A 13,891-nucleotide genomic window follows, 5' to 3' on the forward strand; every position below is an offset into this window, starting at 1 on the left:
TCGAGGATGCAAGCACGCTCCGTAGCGAGGCGCGCAGCGAAACACATAGCGACAGATCGGGTGGTGCCGGTGGGGGACAGGTCACCCTTGGGGCTCAGCTTCGCCCTGGAAGTGGACGCACCCTCGGATCTGCCCTACGACGAGCGACGGGCGGACGCCCTGATCACCGTCACGGCGCAGTCCGCCGCCGGTGCGGCCCCGGAGACCCGGAGTGCCGAGATCCTCATCATGGACCGCTCGTTGTCCATGTCAGGGCACCGACTGGACGAGGCGAAACGCGCGATGTGCGCGGCCATCGACACCCTGCGGGACGGCACTCACCTGGGGATCATCGCGGGCAACCACAAGGCCGACGTGATCTTCCCGACGACGGGCGGTCTGGCCCGCGTCGACGGCCGGGCCCGGGAGGACGCCAAGCTCCGGGTCATCGGCCAGCTCCCGGAGGGCGGCACGGCGATCGGCCAGTGGCTGGACCGCGCCCGCCGCCTCTTCGCGTCGGTGGAATCCCCCGGCACGGTGCGCCACGCGGTGCTCTACACGGACGGCAAGAACGAACACGAGACGCCCGAACAGCTCGGGAACATCCTCACGTCGTGCGTCGACCGGTTCATCTGCGATGCGAGGGGCCTCGGCGACGACTGGCACTACACCGAACTCCTGCGCATCACCGAGGCCCTGCACGGCACCGCCGAGGCCGTCGTCACCATCTCCGACCTCACGGAGGACTTCACCCGCCTGATGCGCGAGGCGCAGCGGATCGTCGTACCCCGGGTGTATCTGGGCTTACGTCTCAACAGCCGTTTCCAGTTGGCGTTCGTACGGCAGAGCCGCCCGGTCGAGGCCGAACTGACGGCACGTCACCAGCAGGACGGCGAGACGCACATTCCCCTGGGCTCCTGGCCTCCGGAGACCCGCCAGTACCAGGTCTCCCTCCGCTTCGACCCCGACAGTCTGACCGTCGACGAGATCCTGCGCGCCGCCCGCATCACCTTGCACGCCGAGTTCCCCGACGGAACCCGCGGGCCCTGCTCCGAGACCGCGGCCATGGTGGTACGCCGCCGCTCGACACCCGGCTTCGGCATCGCCCGCTCCCCCGACCTCACCCGTGTCGAGAACGAACGCGAACTCGGTATGGCCATGCGCGCCTGCGCGGACGCCCATCTGCGCGGAGACCTCGACCGCGCGGACCGCGAACTGCGCCTCGCCATAAGCCTCGCGGAATCCCTCCGCGACACCACGCGCCTACGGCTGCTGCGCTCGGTGGCGACCGACGGCCCCGACGGCCGACTGCGGGTGCGGCGGGACGTCGCCCGCGGACAGATGCTGGGCATCGGCGTCGACTCGACCAAGACCGTGAGCCGACCGGTCGAGCCGCCGCTGGACGGCGCGCAAGAACTCCCGCCCGGCGAGGCCGGATTGCCACGCGTGTGCCCACGGTGCGATACGACATCGACGTCGCCGGCGGCCAAGTTCTGCGAGGAGTGCGGGCATCGGTTCGGGGACGCGGGTGTGGCGGGTGGACCGGTGGACGCGTCGTGACGGGCGGGCGGGTCATGACCGGCGGACGCGTCGTGACCGGCGGGCGGCTGCGCTCGCCGCATCCGATCGTGGTGCTGCGGTGGCTTAGGGCGGGCGTGCTGGGCATGGTGGCGGTGACGGCGGTGCTGTACGTGGTGATGGCGAACGGGGCCGAAGAGCAGACCGCCGCCGCTGACCGCACGGACACGGCCCTCCAGCACATAAAAAATGCGATCGGCCAGGCCAGGGACGCCGACACCGCTCTCAAGGCCGTCTCCCGGACCGGGGCGATCGACCTGATCGGCACCAGCGGCGAGTTCGCCAACGCCACCGCCCGCGTGAGCTCCCATCTCACCTCGGCGACGGAGGGAAACGCGGCCGGGGAGCGGGGACTGAGCCACATCCAGTTCGTCCAGGGCCAGTTGGCCACGTGCGTCCAGATGGCCAACACTGCGGTCCTCGACGGGAAACCGGGCCTGGAGAGAGCGGGCGACGCACTGGACCACGCGCGGGAGTACGACGGCAAGGACCCGGTCCCCTTCACAGGCGGTCTCAAGCAATCGCTCGGGGATCTCGAGGTTCTGGAGGCCACAGCAAGCAATCACCAGCGCCGCTCGGGCTGGCGCGACCCCGACCTCCTCTGGCCCCTGTTCATGGGACCGTTGGCGGTCATGCTGCTGCTGGTCTGCTGGACCGGCCACATCATCGCCCACCTCTTCCGGCGGTACCCCGGCCCGGCTCTCGTCGCGGCCCCGCTGGCCACCGCGTCGATCAGCATCGCCATGTGCGCGATCGACCCACCCCGCAAGGCGATCGCGTTGCCGGTGCTCGCCGCCGCCGGTGCGCTCGCGTATCTGGCCTACCGTCCCCGACTCGCCGAGTACAGGTTCCCTCGCCCATGAGAAGACTCACGGCACCGCTCCTGCGCTGCGCCCTGCTCCTCGGGCTGCTCCTGGCGTCCGTCTCGTGCGGCGAACCGGAGAAGGTCAAGGTGACGATCATGGTTCCCTGGTCGGACACCGAGTTCAAGGCGTTCTACGCGGTCGTCAAGGACTTCGAGCACGACCATCGCGACATCGACATCGAACCTCAGGTCACCCGCGCCCTGACCCAGCAGCTCGACGCCGCGGTGGGCGCGGACGCGAAGCCCGACCTGGCCGTGCTGCCCAGTGTGGGAGCGATCGCCAAGTACCGGAAGGAAAAGGGGGCTCTCCTGAAGCTGGACGTGGACACGAAGGCATACGTACAGCCCTTCCGCAGTCTCGGCATGAACGGCCAGGACGTCTACGCGGTCCCCGTCAAGGCCGACGTCAAGAGCCTCATCTGGTACGACGCCAGGTCCACCGCACGACCTGCCGGGAGCTGGACCACTCCGAGGTCCGGCTCCCCCACCTGGTGCCTGGGACTGGAGTCCGGCCCGACCTCCGGCTGGCCGGGCGCCGACTGGATAGCGGACATCCTGCTCTCCCAGGCGGGCGCCGACACCTACACCGCCTGGGCCTCGGGTAAGGCGGAGTGGGACAAGGGGCCCGTCAAAGACGCGTGGACAGCGTGGGGGAACCTCCTCGGAGCGAAAACCCTCAAAGCCGCGTCCAGGCTCAACTTCCGGGATGCCGCCAAGAGCATGGCCACGAAGGGGTGTTCTCTGAGCCACGGCACCCTGTCCGCGATGCCGTTCGAGCCGGACCAGGTGAGGAACGACCGGTACACGTACGCACCGTCCTCGCGTGACACCCTGGAGGTCTCGGCGGACTTCGTCGGAAAGTTCACCCGGAACAAGAGCGCCGACGAGTTCATCAGGTACCTGGCGAGTACGGAAGCCCAGCAGACATGGGTGAACGAACCCGGCTTCGCGCTCTCCGCCGACAAGAACGTAAAGGTGACGGAGTACGACAACGCCACCCAGGGCCGAATAGCCGAACTGCTCCACTCCTCGCGTTACACGCTCTGCTTCAGCGCCGCCGACGCGATGGATCCCGATGTGTCCGCCGCCTTCTACCGGGCGGTCCTGGACTACGCGAACGACACAAAGTCGGCCCCGCCGCTGGCGGCGCTCAACAAGGTCCAGAAGGAACTCGGATATTCCTCCCCGCAGTCCCCGCCGCCGCCCACGCCCCTCTGCAGCACCCCGAACCCTCGCTGATCCATCCAGGAGTCCTCATGGCGGACGCCATCCAGTTCAGCCTGGACGACGGGACCGTCGTCCTCGTAGCCCCACCCGCCCGCACCGGAACCGGAGCCGTGGGCCTGGGAACCCGTCTGGAGAGCGCGGGAGCAAGCCTCCGCGAGGCACTGACGCCGATCACCGCCGCCGCCTCCGAGGTGATCGGCCAGTTCCGCAGCGTCGCCCAACGCCCCGACGAGGTGGAGGTCACCTTCGGCGTAGTCCTGGACGCCAAGCTCGGCGCGGTCCTGGCGAGCGCCAACACCAGCACCCACCTCGACGTCACCCTCCGCTGGAGCGGCACGGAACCCACACCACCGGACTGATCCCGGCCCGGCGCCACCACCCCGAGCACCGGCCCCACGGCTGGCGCACACATCGCCGATTGTGTACACATGGCACACTCGATACACTTGAGCGCATGACGCAGCCGCTGCCCATAGAGTCCATCCGCGACGTGCGCGCCCACCTGGCGGAAGTCGTGGAGCGCGCGGACCGTGACGACGTGCCCACCGTCATCACGCGCCGAGGCAAGGAAGTCGCCGCCGTCGTGTCCATCGAGGTGCTGCGCAGGTACCAGGAATGGGAAGAGCGCGAGATCAACCGCATCATCGACGAGCGCATGGCCAACCCTGCGCCCGGCATCCCGATCGAGGACATCATGAGGGAGACGCTGGCGCGCAATGAGTGAGTACCGGACCGTCTTCCGACCCGAGGCGCAGGCCGAGCTTCGGAAGATCCCTCGCGACATGGCGCTGCGCATTCTGGCCAAGCTGACCGAACTGGAGAGCGACCCCCTCGGCTTCAACACCACCGCGCTCGTGTCACAGCCGGAACGCCGTCGACTGCGAGTCGGCGACTACCGGGTCGTCTACACGGTCGACAACGGAGAACTCGTGGTGTGGGTCGTACACGTCGGGCACCGCTCCACCGTCTACGGCGCCTGATGCCGGCTGATCCGGCCTCGGACTGTTCAGAGTATCCAGCACCGATCCAGCACGGTGACGAGGAAGGGGCTGGCTCCCGGAGGAGTCAACCCCTTCCGACCTGCACGCTTAACGGAACATCTGGCGTGCAGTAGCGGGTTGCTCACACGTTGAAGCGGAACTCCACCACGTCCCCGTCCTGCATCACATACTCCTTGCCCTCCATGCGGGCCTTGCCCTTGGCGCGGGCCTCGGCGACCGAGCCTGTCTCGACCAGGTCGTGGAAGGAGATGACCTCCGCCTTGATGAAGCCCTTCTGGAAGTCGGTGTGGATCACGCCGGCTGCCTCGGGGGCCGTGGCGCCCTTCTTGATGGTCCAGGCGCGGGATTCCTTCGGGCCTGCGGTCAGGTAGGTCTGGAGGCCGAGGGTGGCGAAGCCCACGCGGGCCAGGGTGGCGAGGCCGGGTTCGTGCTGGCCGACGGACTCCAGGAGTTCCAGGGCCTCGGCCTCGTCCAGTTCGGCGAGGTCGGCCTCCAGCTTGGCGTCGAGGAAGATCGCCTCGGCGGGGGCGACCAGGGTGCGCTGGGTTTCCTTGAAGCCCTCGTCGGACAGTTCGTCCTCGTCGACGTTGAAGACGTAGAGGAAGGGCTTGGTGGTGAGCAGGTGCAGGTCGTGGAGGAGTTCCGCGCGCTCGGTGCCCTGGACCAGGCCGTGGGCGAAGAGGGTGTCGCCCTTCTCCAGGATCTCCTTGGCCTCCTCGACCGCCTTGACCTTCGGGGCCACGTCCTTCTTGATCCGGGACTCCTTCTGGAGGCGCGGCAGGACCTTCTCGATCGTCTGGAGGTCGGCGAGGATCAGCTCGGTGTTGATCGTCTCGATGTCGTCCTTCGGCGAGACCTTGCCGTCGACATGCACGACGTTGTCGTCCTTGAAGGCCCGGATGACCTGGCAGATCGCGTCCGACTCGCGGATGTTCGCCAGGAACTTGTTGCCCAGGCCCTCACCCTCGCTCGCGCCCCGCACGATGCCCGCGATGTCCACGAAGTCGACCGTCGCCGGGAGGATCCGCTGCGAGCCGAAGATCTCGGCCAGCTTGGTCAGGCGTGCGTCCGGGACGCCGACCACGCCGACGTTCGGCTCGATCGTGGCGAACGGGTAGTTGGCCGCCAGCACGTCGTTCTTGGTCAGGGCGTTGAAAAGGGTCGACTTGCCGACATTCGGCAGGCCGACGATTCCGATCGTGAGCGACACGTTGCGACTTCCCGTGGATGAGAGGGCGAGGGGCGGGCGAGAGGCCGGATCGGCCGATCCACCAGTTTACGGCCTGCCGGAGGACGGTCGGGGGCCGGTCCGGTGGCCGGTCGCGGGTCGGTCCGGTGGACGGCAAGGTCTTGGCCAACGGCTGTTCTACGGCGTGTCTGAGGGGCGATTCGGCACATAAACAGACCTAAGTTGGTCCAGTGGAGCAACACAGGGGTCGAGCTAAGCAGCCGAGAGCAGGGGCAGCGGGGGCCGGGGCGGCAGCGTCAGCGTCCGGGGCTGTGTCCGGGCGGGGCGGGCAGGGGGCCAGTCTGCCGCCGCAGGCCCGCCGCGGTCCCGGTCCCGGTGCCGGTGGTCGTGCCGGGTCCGGGGGTGTGGTGCGGCGGCCGCCGCCCGGGAGCGTGCGGGGCGTCTCCGGGCAAGGCGCGGCCCGGTCGTCGGCCGTCGCCGGGGCCCGGCTCACCGGGCTCGGTGGCGGGCTGTTCTGCGGTGCGCTGATGTTTCTGCTCGGGACCGCCGACCAGTTCCTCTTCGACGGCTCCCTCACCGTCTACGGCGTTCTCTTCCTGCCCGTCTGTGTGCTGACCGCCCTGTGGGTGCGCGGCGGCGATGTGCTCACCGCGCCCGTCGTCCTGCCGATCGCCTTCGCCGTGGGCCTGGTGCCCGTCACCGGCTCCGACGGCGGTACCGCGGGGTGGCTGGTGGGGCTGGCCACCGCCCTGGCCACCCAGGCCGGGTGGCTCTACGGCGGCACGCTGATCGCCGGACTGATCGTGCTCGTGAGGAGAGTGCGGATCGTACGGCAGCGGCGGCAGGGCCACGGCGGCGGCTGAGGGCGGCGGCGGCAGCCGTCAGGCGTGCTGCTCCGCCGCGTGCATCGCCGCTCCTACGATCCCCGCGTTGTTCAGGAGCTGCGCCGGGACTATCTCCGCCCTGATGTCCGTGACGAACGGCAGGAACTTCTCCGACTTGCGGCTGACGCCGCCGCCGATGATGAACAGCTCCGGCGAGAACAGCATCTCCACATGGGCCAGATACCGCTGGACGCGGCGCGCCCAGTGCTCCCAGGTCAGGTCCGCGTCCTCCCTGGCCTTGCTGGACGCCCGCTTCTCCGCGTCATGGCCGTTCAGCTCCAGATGGCCCAGCTCGGTGTTCGGGACCAGGACGCCGTCCACGAACACGGCACTGCCTATGCCCGTGCCGAAGGTCAGCATGATGACCGTGCCCTTGCGGCCCCGGCCCGCGCCGAAGTGCATCTCGGCCACGCCCGCCGCGTCCGCGTCGTTGACCACCGTCACCGGCAACCCGCCGAGCCGCTCGCTGAACAGCGAGCCCGCGTCGGTGTCGATCCAGCTCTTGTCGACGTTCGCCGCCGTACGGATCGTGGAGCCGCCCGTCACCACGCCGGGGAACGTCAGGCCCACCGGGCCGGACCAGCCGTAATACTCGACGACCTGCCGCACGCCCTCTGCCACGCCGTCGGGAGTCGCGGGCTGCGGGGTGAGCACCTTGTGGCGCTCTTCCGCGAGATCGCCCATGTCGAGGTCCACCGGGGCACCCTTGATGCCGGAGCCGCCGATGTCCAAGCCGAAGATCTTCATGGATATACGTTACGGCCTGCGGGTGACAGTCTCTTCCCAGCCATGCACGCTCCCCGCGCGTAAGGCCACCGTCTACGGCCCCGTGTACGGCCCTCGCGGGTGCCCGACTCAGGCGCCCGCCGCCGCCCCGTCACGCCTCCGGCGTGCCCGTGCCGCCGCGCTCCGCGGTCAGCGCCGCCGCCTCCTCGCGCAGATCCCGGCGCAGCTCCTTGGGCAGCGAGAACGTGATCGACTCCTCCGCCGCCCTGACCAGCTCCACATCGCCGTAGCCGCGCTCCGCGAGCCACTCCAGGACCTCCTCGACCAGCACCTCCGGCACCGACGCGCCCGACGTCACCCCGACCGTCGTCACGCCCTCCAGCCATGCCTCGTCGATCTCGCTCGCGAAGTCCACGAGATACGCGTCACGCGCGCCGGCCAGCTTGGCGACCTCGACGAGCCGCTTGGAGTTGGACGAGTTGCGGGAGCCGACCACGATCACCAGGTCCGCCTCGGCGCCCATCTGCTTCACGGCGAGCTGACGGTTCTGCGTGGCGTAGCAGATGTCGTCGCTCGGCGGGGAGACCAGTTGCGGGAACTTCGACTTCAGCGCGTCCACGGTCTCCATCGTCTCGTCGACGGAGAGGGTCGTCTGGGACAGCCATACGACCTTGGACGGGTCGCGCACCTCGACCTTGGCGACATCGCCGGGGCCGTCGACGAGCTGGATGTGGTCCGGGGCCTCGCCGGAGGTGCCGATGACCTCCTCGTGGCCCTCGTGTCCGATCAGGAGGATGTCGTAGTCGTCCTTGGCGAACCGGACGGCCTCCTTGTGGACCTTGGTGACCAGCGGGCAGGTCGCGTCGATGGTGGCGAGCCGGCCGCGCCGGGCCTCCTCGTGGACGGTCGGGGCCACGCCGTGCGCGGAGAACATCACGATGTTCCCCTCGGGGACCTCCTCCGTCCGCTCGACGAAGATCGCGCCCTTCTTCTCCAGGGTCTGCACGACGTACTTGTTGTGGACGATCTCGTGCCGGACGTAGACCGGAGCGCCGTACTGCTCCAGGGCTTTCTCGACGGCGATCACGGCGCGGTCCACACCCGCGCAGTAGCCCCGGGGGGCGGCGAGCAGGACACGGCGGCCAGACGAAGCAGTCATGGGGACCATCGTAAGGCCGCACCCGGAGGGTCGAAGATCGCCGCGACGGCGCAGGGGCGGTCACACGGGAGCTGCCGTGCGCCCACGATGTCGGCCGTGCGCCCGCGGCGTTGTCGGTGGCGGCGGCTACGCTCGCGGACATGGCTCTCAACACGTCCGCCGAGACCCCGCTGCCCGTCGGCGAGGTGTCGCGGCTCATCGGGGGTTGGATCGACCGGCTCGGCGCGATCTGGGTCGAGGGGCAGATCACCCAGCTCTCGCGGCGGCCGGGCGCGGGCGTCGTCTTCCTGACACTGCGCGACCCGTCGTACGACATCTCGATCGGCGTCACCTGCTACCGGCAGGTGTTCGACGCCGTTGCCGACGTGGTGAGCGAGGGCGCGCGCGTGGTCGTCCACGCGAAACCGGAGTGGTACGCGCCGCGCGGGCAGCTCTCGCTGCGGGCCGCCGAGATACGGCCGGTGGGCATGGGTGAGCTGCTGGCCCGGCTCGAACTGCTGAAGAAGGCCCTGGCGTCCGAGGGCCTGTTCGCGGCGGAGCGCAAGAAGCCGCTGCCCTTTCTGCCGCAGCTGATCGGGCTGGTCTGCGGGCGCGCCTCCGCCGCGGAGCGGGATGTGCTGGAGAACGCCCGGCACCGCTGGCCCGCGGTCCGCTTCGAGGTGCGCAATGTGCCGGTGCAGGGCGTGCACGCCGTTGTGCAGGTGGTGCAGGCGGTGAAGGAACTCGACGAGATCGACGACGTGGATGTGATCATCGTCGCGCGCGGCGGCGGCAGCGTCGAGGATCTGCTCCCGTTCTCCGACGAGCAGCTGGTCCGCGCGGTCGCCGCCTGCCGTACTCCGGTGGTGTCCGCGATCGGGCACGAGCCCGACACCCCGCTGCTCGACTACGTCGCCGATCTGCGCGCCTCCACACCGACCGACGCGGCGAAGAAGGTCGTACCGGACGTGGGCGAGGAGTTCGAGCGGGTACGGCAGCTGCGCGACCGGGCACGGCGGTGCCTCGCGGCGTTCGTCGAGCGGGAGGAGCGGGGGCTGGCGTACACGCTGGCCCGGCCGTCGATACAGGATCCGCACCGGATGATCGACGAGCGGTCCGGGCAGATCGCGGCGCTGGCCGAGCGCTCCCGGCGCACCCTCGGCCATCTCCTGGACCGCGCCGATTCGGAGCTGGCGCACACCCACGCGCGCGTGGTCGCCCTGTCCCCGGCCGCGACCCTCCAGCGCGGGTACGCGGTGCTCCAGCGGGCCGACGGGCATGTGGTGCGCGATCCGGGCGAGGTGACGGCGGACGAGGCACTGCGGGCGCGTGTCGCCGAGGGCGAGTTCACGGTGCGTGTCAGCGACACGGGCGGCGGCACGGGCGCTGCGGGCGCTGCCAAGTAGACGATCAGCGAGCAGATGATCAGACAGAGGGCCGTACCGACGGCCGGACCGGCTTTCGAGGTGGGTGGATGAGCGGCAACACAGACACGGCGGATACGGCGAACACGGACGAGGCCCTCGGCTACGAGCAGGCGCGCGACGAGCTGGTCGAGGTCGTACGGCGGCTGGAGGCGGGCGGTACGACGCTGGAGGAGTCCCTTGCGCTCTGGGAGCGGGGCGAGGAGCTGGCCAAGGTGTGCCGGCGCTGGCTGGAGGGCGCCCGGGCCCGGCTGGACGCGGCGCTCGCCGGGGAGCGGGAGACGGCGGAGGGAGACCCCGAGTAACGGCCCCGTGGTCGTCAGCACCGGACGCCTGGTTCCCGCGTCCCCCGCGCCCCGAAAGGCTCCCGGCTGTGTGCGCGCCGGGGGCCTTCGTCATGCCAGCTTCAGCGCCCGCACCATCTGCGTCAGCTGCTCGAAGGAGCCCGTGCCCGCGATCACAGTCGTCGAGCCCTTGGCGTCTGCGGTGTTCTCCAGGACGAGGGCGTTGTAGCGGCCGCCGGTGCAGCGGATCCAGGTGCGGCCGTCGATCTGCTCCGTGACCTTGGTCTCACTGCCGCCCTGGCTGGCGTCGTCGATGAAGACGGAGCGCTTCTGGGTGGACTGCTCGATCGCCACGTATTGACCGTCGGGGGCGTTGAACCCGAGGTGCCAAGCGTCGTGGTCGTCCCCGTGGAAGCGGACGGAGGTCGCCTTCCAGGTCCCGGGCAGGCCCTCGGGGGCGGCCACCGGGTAGCTCGCCGCGCGCCGTGCCGTGAGGAGTTCGACCCGGTAGTCGACCCGCTTGAGGTCGGGTGCGTGGTCGTCGTGCGGGATGAACACGTAGATGAGCGCCGCCGCGATCCCGATCAGACCCAGGGAAAGGATCATGTCCCGGGCCGTCTTCTGCTTGCCGTTCGAACCTGCCACGCGCCTATCGTCGCAGGCGCCTCGCGCGCTCATCCGTGGGGGGTTGTGCTCATTTTATATGTGTGGCGATAGAGTCAGAGGCGAAACCCTCATCCGGCCGTCGTCGTATCAGAAAGGTGCGCCCGATGACCGAGAACCACAATCTGCCGTCTGGCCTGCAGGTTCCCTCTGAAGCTCCAGACCGCAACCTCGCCCTCGAACTCGTCCGGGTGACCGAGGCCGCCGCCATGGCCGCCGGTCGCTGGGTCGGCCGAGGCGACAAGAACGGCGCCGACGGTGCCGCCGTACGTGCCATGCGGACCCTTGTCTCGACCGTCTCGATGAACGGCATCGTCGTCATCGGCGAGGGCGAGAAGGACAAGGCGCCGATGCTCTTCAACGGAGAGGGCATCGGCGACGGCACCGGGCCCGACTGCGACATCGCCGTCGACCCGATCGACGGCACGACCCTGGCCGCCAAGGGCATGCCCAATGCCATCGCGGTACTCGCCGCCGCCGCGCGCGGGTCCATGTTCGATCCGTCCGCCGTGTTCTACATGGACAAACTGGTCACCGGCCCCGAAGCCGCCGACTTCGTCGACATCGACGCACCCGTGGCCGTCAACATCCGCCGGATCGCCAAAGCCAAGCGGGCCACGCCCGAGGACGTCACCGTCGTCATCCTCGACCGGCCGCGGCACGACGGGCTCGTCAAGGAGGTACGGGAGGCCGGAGCACGCATCAAGCTGATCTCCGACGGCGATGTCGCCGGGTCGATCTACGCGCTGCGCGAAGACACCGGGGTCGATCTGCTGCTCGGCATCGGCGGCACGCCCGAGGGCATCATCTCGGCCTGCGCCGTGAAGTGCCTCGGCGGCACGATCCAGGGCAAGCTGTGGCCCAAGGACGACGAGGAGCGGCAGCGGGCGCTCGACGCGGGGCACGATCTTGACCGCGTGCTCACCACCGATGACCTCGTGTCCGGCGAGAACGTGTTCTTCGTCGCCACGGGGATCACGGACGGGGAGTTGCTGCACGGGGTGCGCTACCGCTCGGAGACCGCGGTGACCGATTCGATCGTGATGCGGTCCAAGTCGGGGACTGTGCGGCGGATCAGCTCCGAGCATCGGCTCAGTAAGTTGCGGGCGTACAGCGCGATTGATTTCGACCGGGCCAAGTAGGTCGGGCCTGCGGGCCCCTACCGGGGTCGGCGCAGGGTGATGGGGCGTCCCCGGTGCGGTGGGGGCGCCCCATCACCCTGTGACCTGCGAGCCTACTGGGTCCTCTTGCCTGCGGGTGCGTCTTTGTCTGCGGCTGCGTTGTGGCTGGTCGCGCCCACGCGGCGGAGCCGCATATCAATACAGCCCCGCGCCCCTTAAGGCGGTTGCCGTGGCCGGAGTCGCAGAGAGGCCGCGTCCCCATGGGGAGTTGCCCTGCCCGGAGTCGCGAAGGTTCCGGAATGGACCGGGACCGCTGAGAGAGCCGCCGCAGTCCCGTGTCCGCGTCCCCCGTGTCAGCCCGCCTGGGCTATGCCGGTCGTTGTCCTTGACGCCTTCTTCAGTTCCATGTCGCGGCGTCGGCGGCGGGCCAGGACCACTCGGCGTTCGGCGGCGGTGAGGCCGCCCCAGACGCCGTAGGGCTCGGGCTGGAGCAGGGCGTGCTCGCGGCACTCGACCATCACCGGGCAGCGCGCGCAGACCCGCTTGGCCGCCTCCTCGCGGGACAGCCGTGCCGCGGTGGGCTCCTTGGACGGCGCGAAGAACAGGCCTGCCTCGTCGCGGCGGCACACCGCCTCGGTGTGCCACGGTGCGTCTTGGTCCCTGTCCCGCACTGGCACCCGCTGGGCCGGAATGGCAGCTACCTGCAGAGACGAATGCGGCGGTTGCAGCACGGTCTACTCCTGACGACGGCTTCGCGAGCGAGGGCGACGCAGCAAGCCCTACCCGCTGTGGGCGTGCCTATGCACAGGGTCCCGAACAGCCGGGCCACGGTGGCTTGTTCGCGCAACCGCGCGCCGGAGAAGGGCCGCCGTACGCGGGGCCCCGTGAACACTGCTGACTAACGGTGGACCGAATCTTTTCGGAACCCGCCGCATTCACAACCGTCAACGGTCCAGATGTTTGCGCACTGCCTTGTCGACCTTGCTCTGCACCCGGTCGAGGATGTCCGCCACGGTCTTGCCGCGCTTCGGCCGCGCGTCCACGGTGCCCAGCACGGCCCATCCGTCGATGTACACCACGGGCGCGTCGTGCTCCACCGAGTCCAGCGTGCGCACGTCGAAGGTGCCCAGGACACCGCCGCCCGTGCCGCGCAGCGAGATGTTCTCCGGGACCCGGACGTCGACCGTGCCGAACACCGATATCGCCTTGATGACGACCTGCTGGTACTCGAAGATCGCCTCGCTCAGGTCGATCTCCACAGTGCCGAAGATCGCGTACGCGTGCAGCCGTCGGCCCGCGCGCCAGCGGCCCTTGCGGGTCGCGGTGCTGAACACCGCGACAACGTTGGCGTCCGCGTCATGGGGTATCGCGTCCGGTGACGGGCGGGGCGGCACCGGTATGTACCCGGAGGCTGCGGGGCGCTGATGGGCGACGGGCAGATCCTGGATGAAGACATCCAGCTCGCCGACCGTCTTGGCATGCAGCACCCCCTCGACACGCTCGGCGTGCTCGTCGGCCGTGAGCCGGCCCTCGGCCAGGGCCTCGCGGAGGATGTCGGCGACACGGTCACGGTCGGCGTCCGAGGCGCGCAGCTCGCCGACACGCGGCGCCGGAGCCGGAGCCGGAGCCGGCGCGGGGGTCGGGGCCGGGCTCTGCTGGGCATGCTTCTGAAGGTCCACGGGCAGCAGCGTACCGAAACGCGATAGATCGCGACTAGGCCTGTGGACGGTCAATCGCCGCACCGCTCACTGAGCCTTACCTCACAGCCGGCCCTCCAGGCCCGGGTTCTACGCTGGGAGCGCTGCCGATGGA

General features: G+C 69.6%; 16 protein-coding genes. 10 read left to right on the forward strand and 6 right to left on the reverse strand.

Features of this window, described 5'->3' with window-relative positions:
- The first annotated feature begins 87 nt into the window (after window positions 1-87).
- The 6 genes from ACSYGN_RS14355 to ACSYGN_RS14380 all read left to right on the forward strand — a co-directional run bounded on the left by ACSYGN_RS14355 (window position 88) and on the right by ACSYGN_RS14380 (window position 4,629).
- On the forward strand, window positions 88-1,539 hold the full coding sequence (locus ACSYGN_RS14355; protein ID WP_460395553.1) for a VWA domain-containing protein: 1,452 nt from the start codon (window positions 88-90) through the stop codon (window positions 1,537-1,539).
- A gap of 14 nt (window positions 1,540-1,553) precedes the next feature.
- A complete protein-coding gene (locus ACSYGN_RS14360; protein WP_460395555.1) occupies window positions 1,554-2,420 on the forward strand; it encodes a hypothetical protein in 867 nt (288 codons plus the stop codon).
- Entirely contained in the window at window positions 2,417-3,661 is a 1,245-nt protein-coding gene (locus ACSYGN_RS14365) for an extracellular solute-binding protein (RefSeq protein ID WP_460395557.1), read from the forward strand. The genes ACSYGN_RS14360 and ACSYGN_RS14365 overlap by 4 nt, the downstream gene beginning before the upstream one ends.
- Before the next feature lie 17 nt (window positions 3,662-3,678).
- On the forward strand, window positions 3,679-4,008 hold the full coding sequence (locus ACSYGN_RS14370; RefSeq protein WP_460395559.1) for a CU044_2847 family protein: 330 nt from the start codon (window positions 3,679-3,681) through the stop codon (window positions 4,006-4,008).
- Between the two features lie 95 nt (window positions 4,009-4,103).
- Window positions 4,104-4,373, forward strand: coding sequence for a type II toxin-antitoxin system Phd/YefM family antitoxin (locus ACSYGN_RS14375; RefSeq protein ID WP_460395561.1), 270 nt, complete (start codon window positions 4,104-4,106; stop codon window positions 4,371-4,373).
- Window positions 4,366-4,629: a type II toxin-antitoxin system RelE family toxin gene (locus ACSYGN_RS14380; protein ID WP_460395563.1), complete on the forward strand. Its 264-nt coding sequence runs from the start codon at window positions 4,366-4,368 to the stop codon at window positions 4,627-4,629. Before ACSYGN_RS14375 ends, ACSYGN_RS14380 begins: the two co-directional genes overlap by 8 nt.
- A 142-nt stretch (window positions 4,630-4,771) precedes the next feature.
- Here the strand turns inward: ACSYGN_RS14380 and ychF are convergent, their stop codons facing one another.
- Window positions 4,772-5,860 carry a redox-regulated ATPase YchF gene (ychF, locus tag ACSYGN_RS14385; RefSeq protein ID WP_460395565.1) on the reverse strand — a complete coding sequence of 363 codons (1,089 nt, stop codon included), beginning with the start codon at window positions 5,858-5,860 and terminating at the stop codon, window positions 4,772-4,774.
- Between the two features lie 410 nt (window positions 5,861-6,270).
- Here ychF and ACSYGN_RS14390 point away from each other — a divergent pair, with 410 nt between their 5' ends.
- On the forward strand, window positions 6,271-6,702 hold the full coding sequence (locus tag ACSYGN_RS14390; protein ID WP_460395567.1) for a DUF6542 domain-containing protein: 432 nt from the start codon (window positions 6,271-6,273) through the stop codon (window positions 6,700-6,702).
- An 18-nt stretch (window positions 6,703-6,720) separates the two neighbouring features.
- Here the strand turns inward: ACSYGN_RS14390 and ppgK are convergent, their stop codons facing one another.
- Complete coding sequence (gene ppgK, locus ACSYGN_RS14395; protein WP_460395569.1) at window positions 6,721-7,470, reverse strand: polyphosphate--glucose phosphotransferase; 750 nt, start codon at window positions 7,468-7,470, stop codon at window positions 6,721-6,723.
- A 130-nt stretch (window positions 7,471-7,600) separates the two neighbouring features.
- Window positions 7,601-8,617: a 4-hydroxy-3-methylbut-2-enyl diphosphate reductase gene (locus tag ACSYGN_RS14400; RefSeq protein ID WP_460395571.1), complete on the reverse strand. Its 1,017-nt coding sequence runs from the start codon at window positions 8,615-8,617 to the stop codon at window positions 7,601-7,603.
- A gap of 131 nt (window positions 8,618-8,748) precedes the next feature.
- On the opposite strand from ACSYGN_RS14400, the gene xseA reads away from it, so the two are divergent.
- Together xseA and ACSYGN_RS14410 are read left to right on the forward strand one after the other, a co-directional pair.
- On the forward strand, window positions 8,749-9,993 hold the full coding sequence (gene xseA, locus ACSYGN_RS14405; RefSeq protein ID WP_460395573.1) for an exodeoxyribonuclease VII large subunit: 1,245 nt from the start codon (window positions 8,749-8,751) through the stop codon (window positions 9,991-9,993).
- A 68-nt stretch (window positions 9,994-10,061) separates the two neighbouring features.
- On the forward strand, window positions 10,062-10,316 hold the full coding sequence (locus ACSYGN_RS14410) for an exodeoxyribonuclease VII small subunit (RefSeq protein WP_460395575.1): 255 nt from the start codon (window positions 10,062-10,064) through the stop codon (window positions 10,314-10,316).
- A gap of 90 nt (window positions 10,317-10,406) precedes the next feature.
- On the opposite strand, the gene ACSYGN_RS14415 is transcribed toward ACSYGN_RS14410, so the two are convergent.
- A complete protein-coding gene (locus tag ACSYGN_RS14415; RefSeq protein WP_460395577.1) occupies window positions 10,407-10,940 on the reverse strand; it encodes a DUF4245 domain-containing protein in 534 nt (177 codons plus the stop codon).
- Between the two features lie 125 nt (window positions 10,941-11,065).
- Between ACSYGN_RS14415 and glpX the strand changes: the two genes are divergently transcribed.
- The gene (gene glpX, locus ACSYGN_RS14420; protein ID WP_460395579.1) at window positions 11,066-12,100 is read left to right on the forward strand and encodes a class II fructose-bisphosphatase; all 1,035 of its coding nucleotides are present in this window, start codon (window positions 11,066-11,068) and stop codon (window positions 12,098-12,100) included.
- A gap of 332 nt (window positions 12,101-12,432) precedes the next feature.
- Here the strand turns inward: glpX and ACSYGN_RS14425 are convergent, their stop codons facing one another.
- Together ACSYGN_RS14425 and ACSYGN_RS14430 are read right to left on the reverse strand one after the other, a co-directional pair.
- Entirely contained in the window at window positions 12,433-12,810 is a 378-nt protein-coding gene (locus tag ACSYGN_RS14425) for a WhiB family transcriptional regulator (RefSeq protein WP_460395581.1), read from the reverse strand.
- Between the two features lie 213 nt (window positions 12,811-13,023).
- Window positions 13,024-13,758 carry a DUF1707 SHOCT-like domain-containing protein gene (locus ACSYGN_RS14430; protein WP_460395583.1) on the reverse strand — a complete coding sequence of 245 codons (735 nt, stop codon included), beginning with the start codon at window positions 13,756-13,758 and terminating at the stop codon, window positions 13,024-13,026.
- Between the last annotated feature and the right edge of the window lie 133 nt (window positions 13,759-13,891).

This window comes from Streptomyces sp. YIM S03343 (assembly GCF_054729195.1).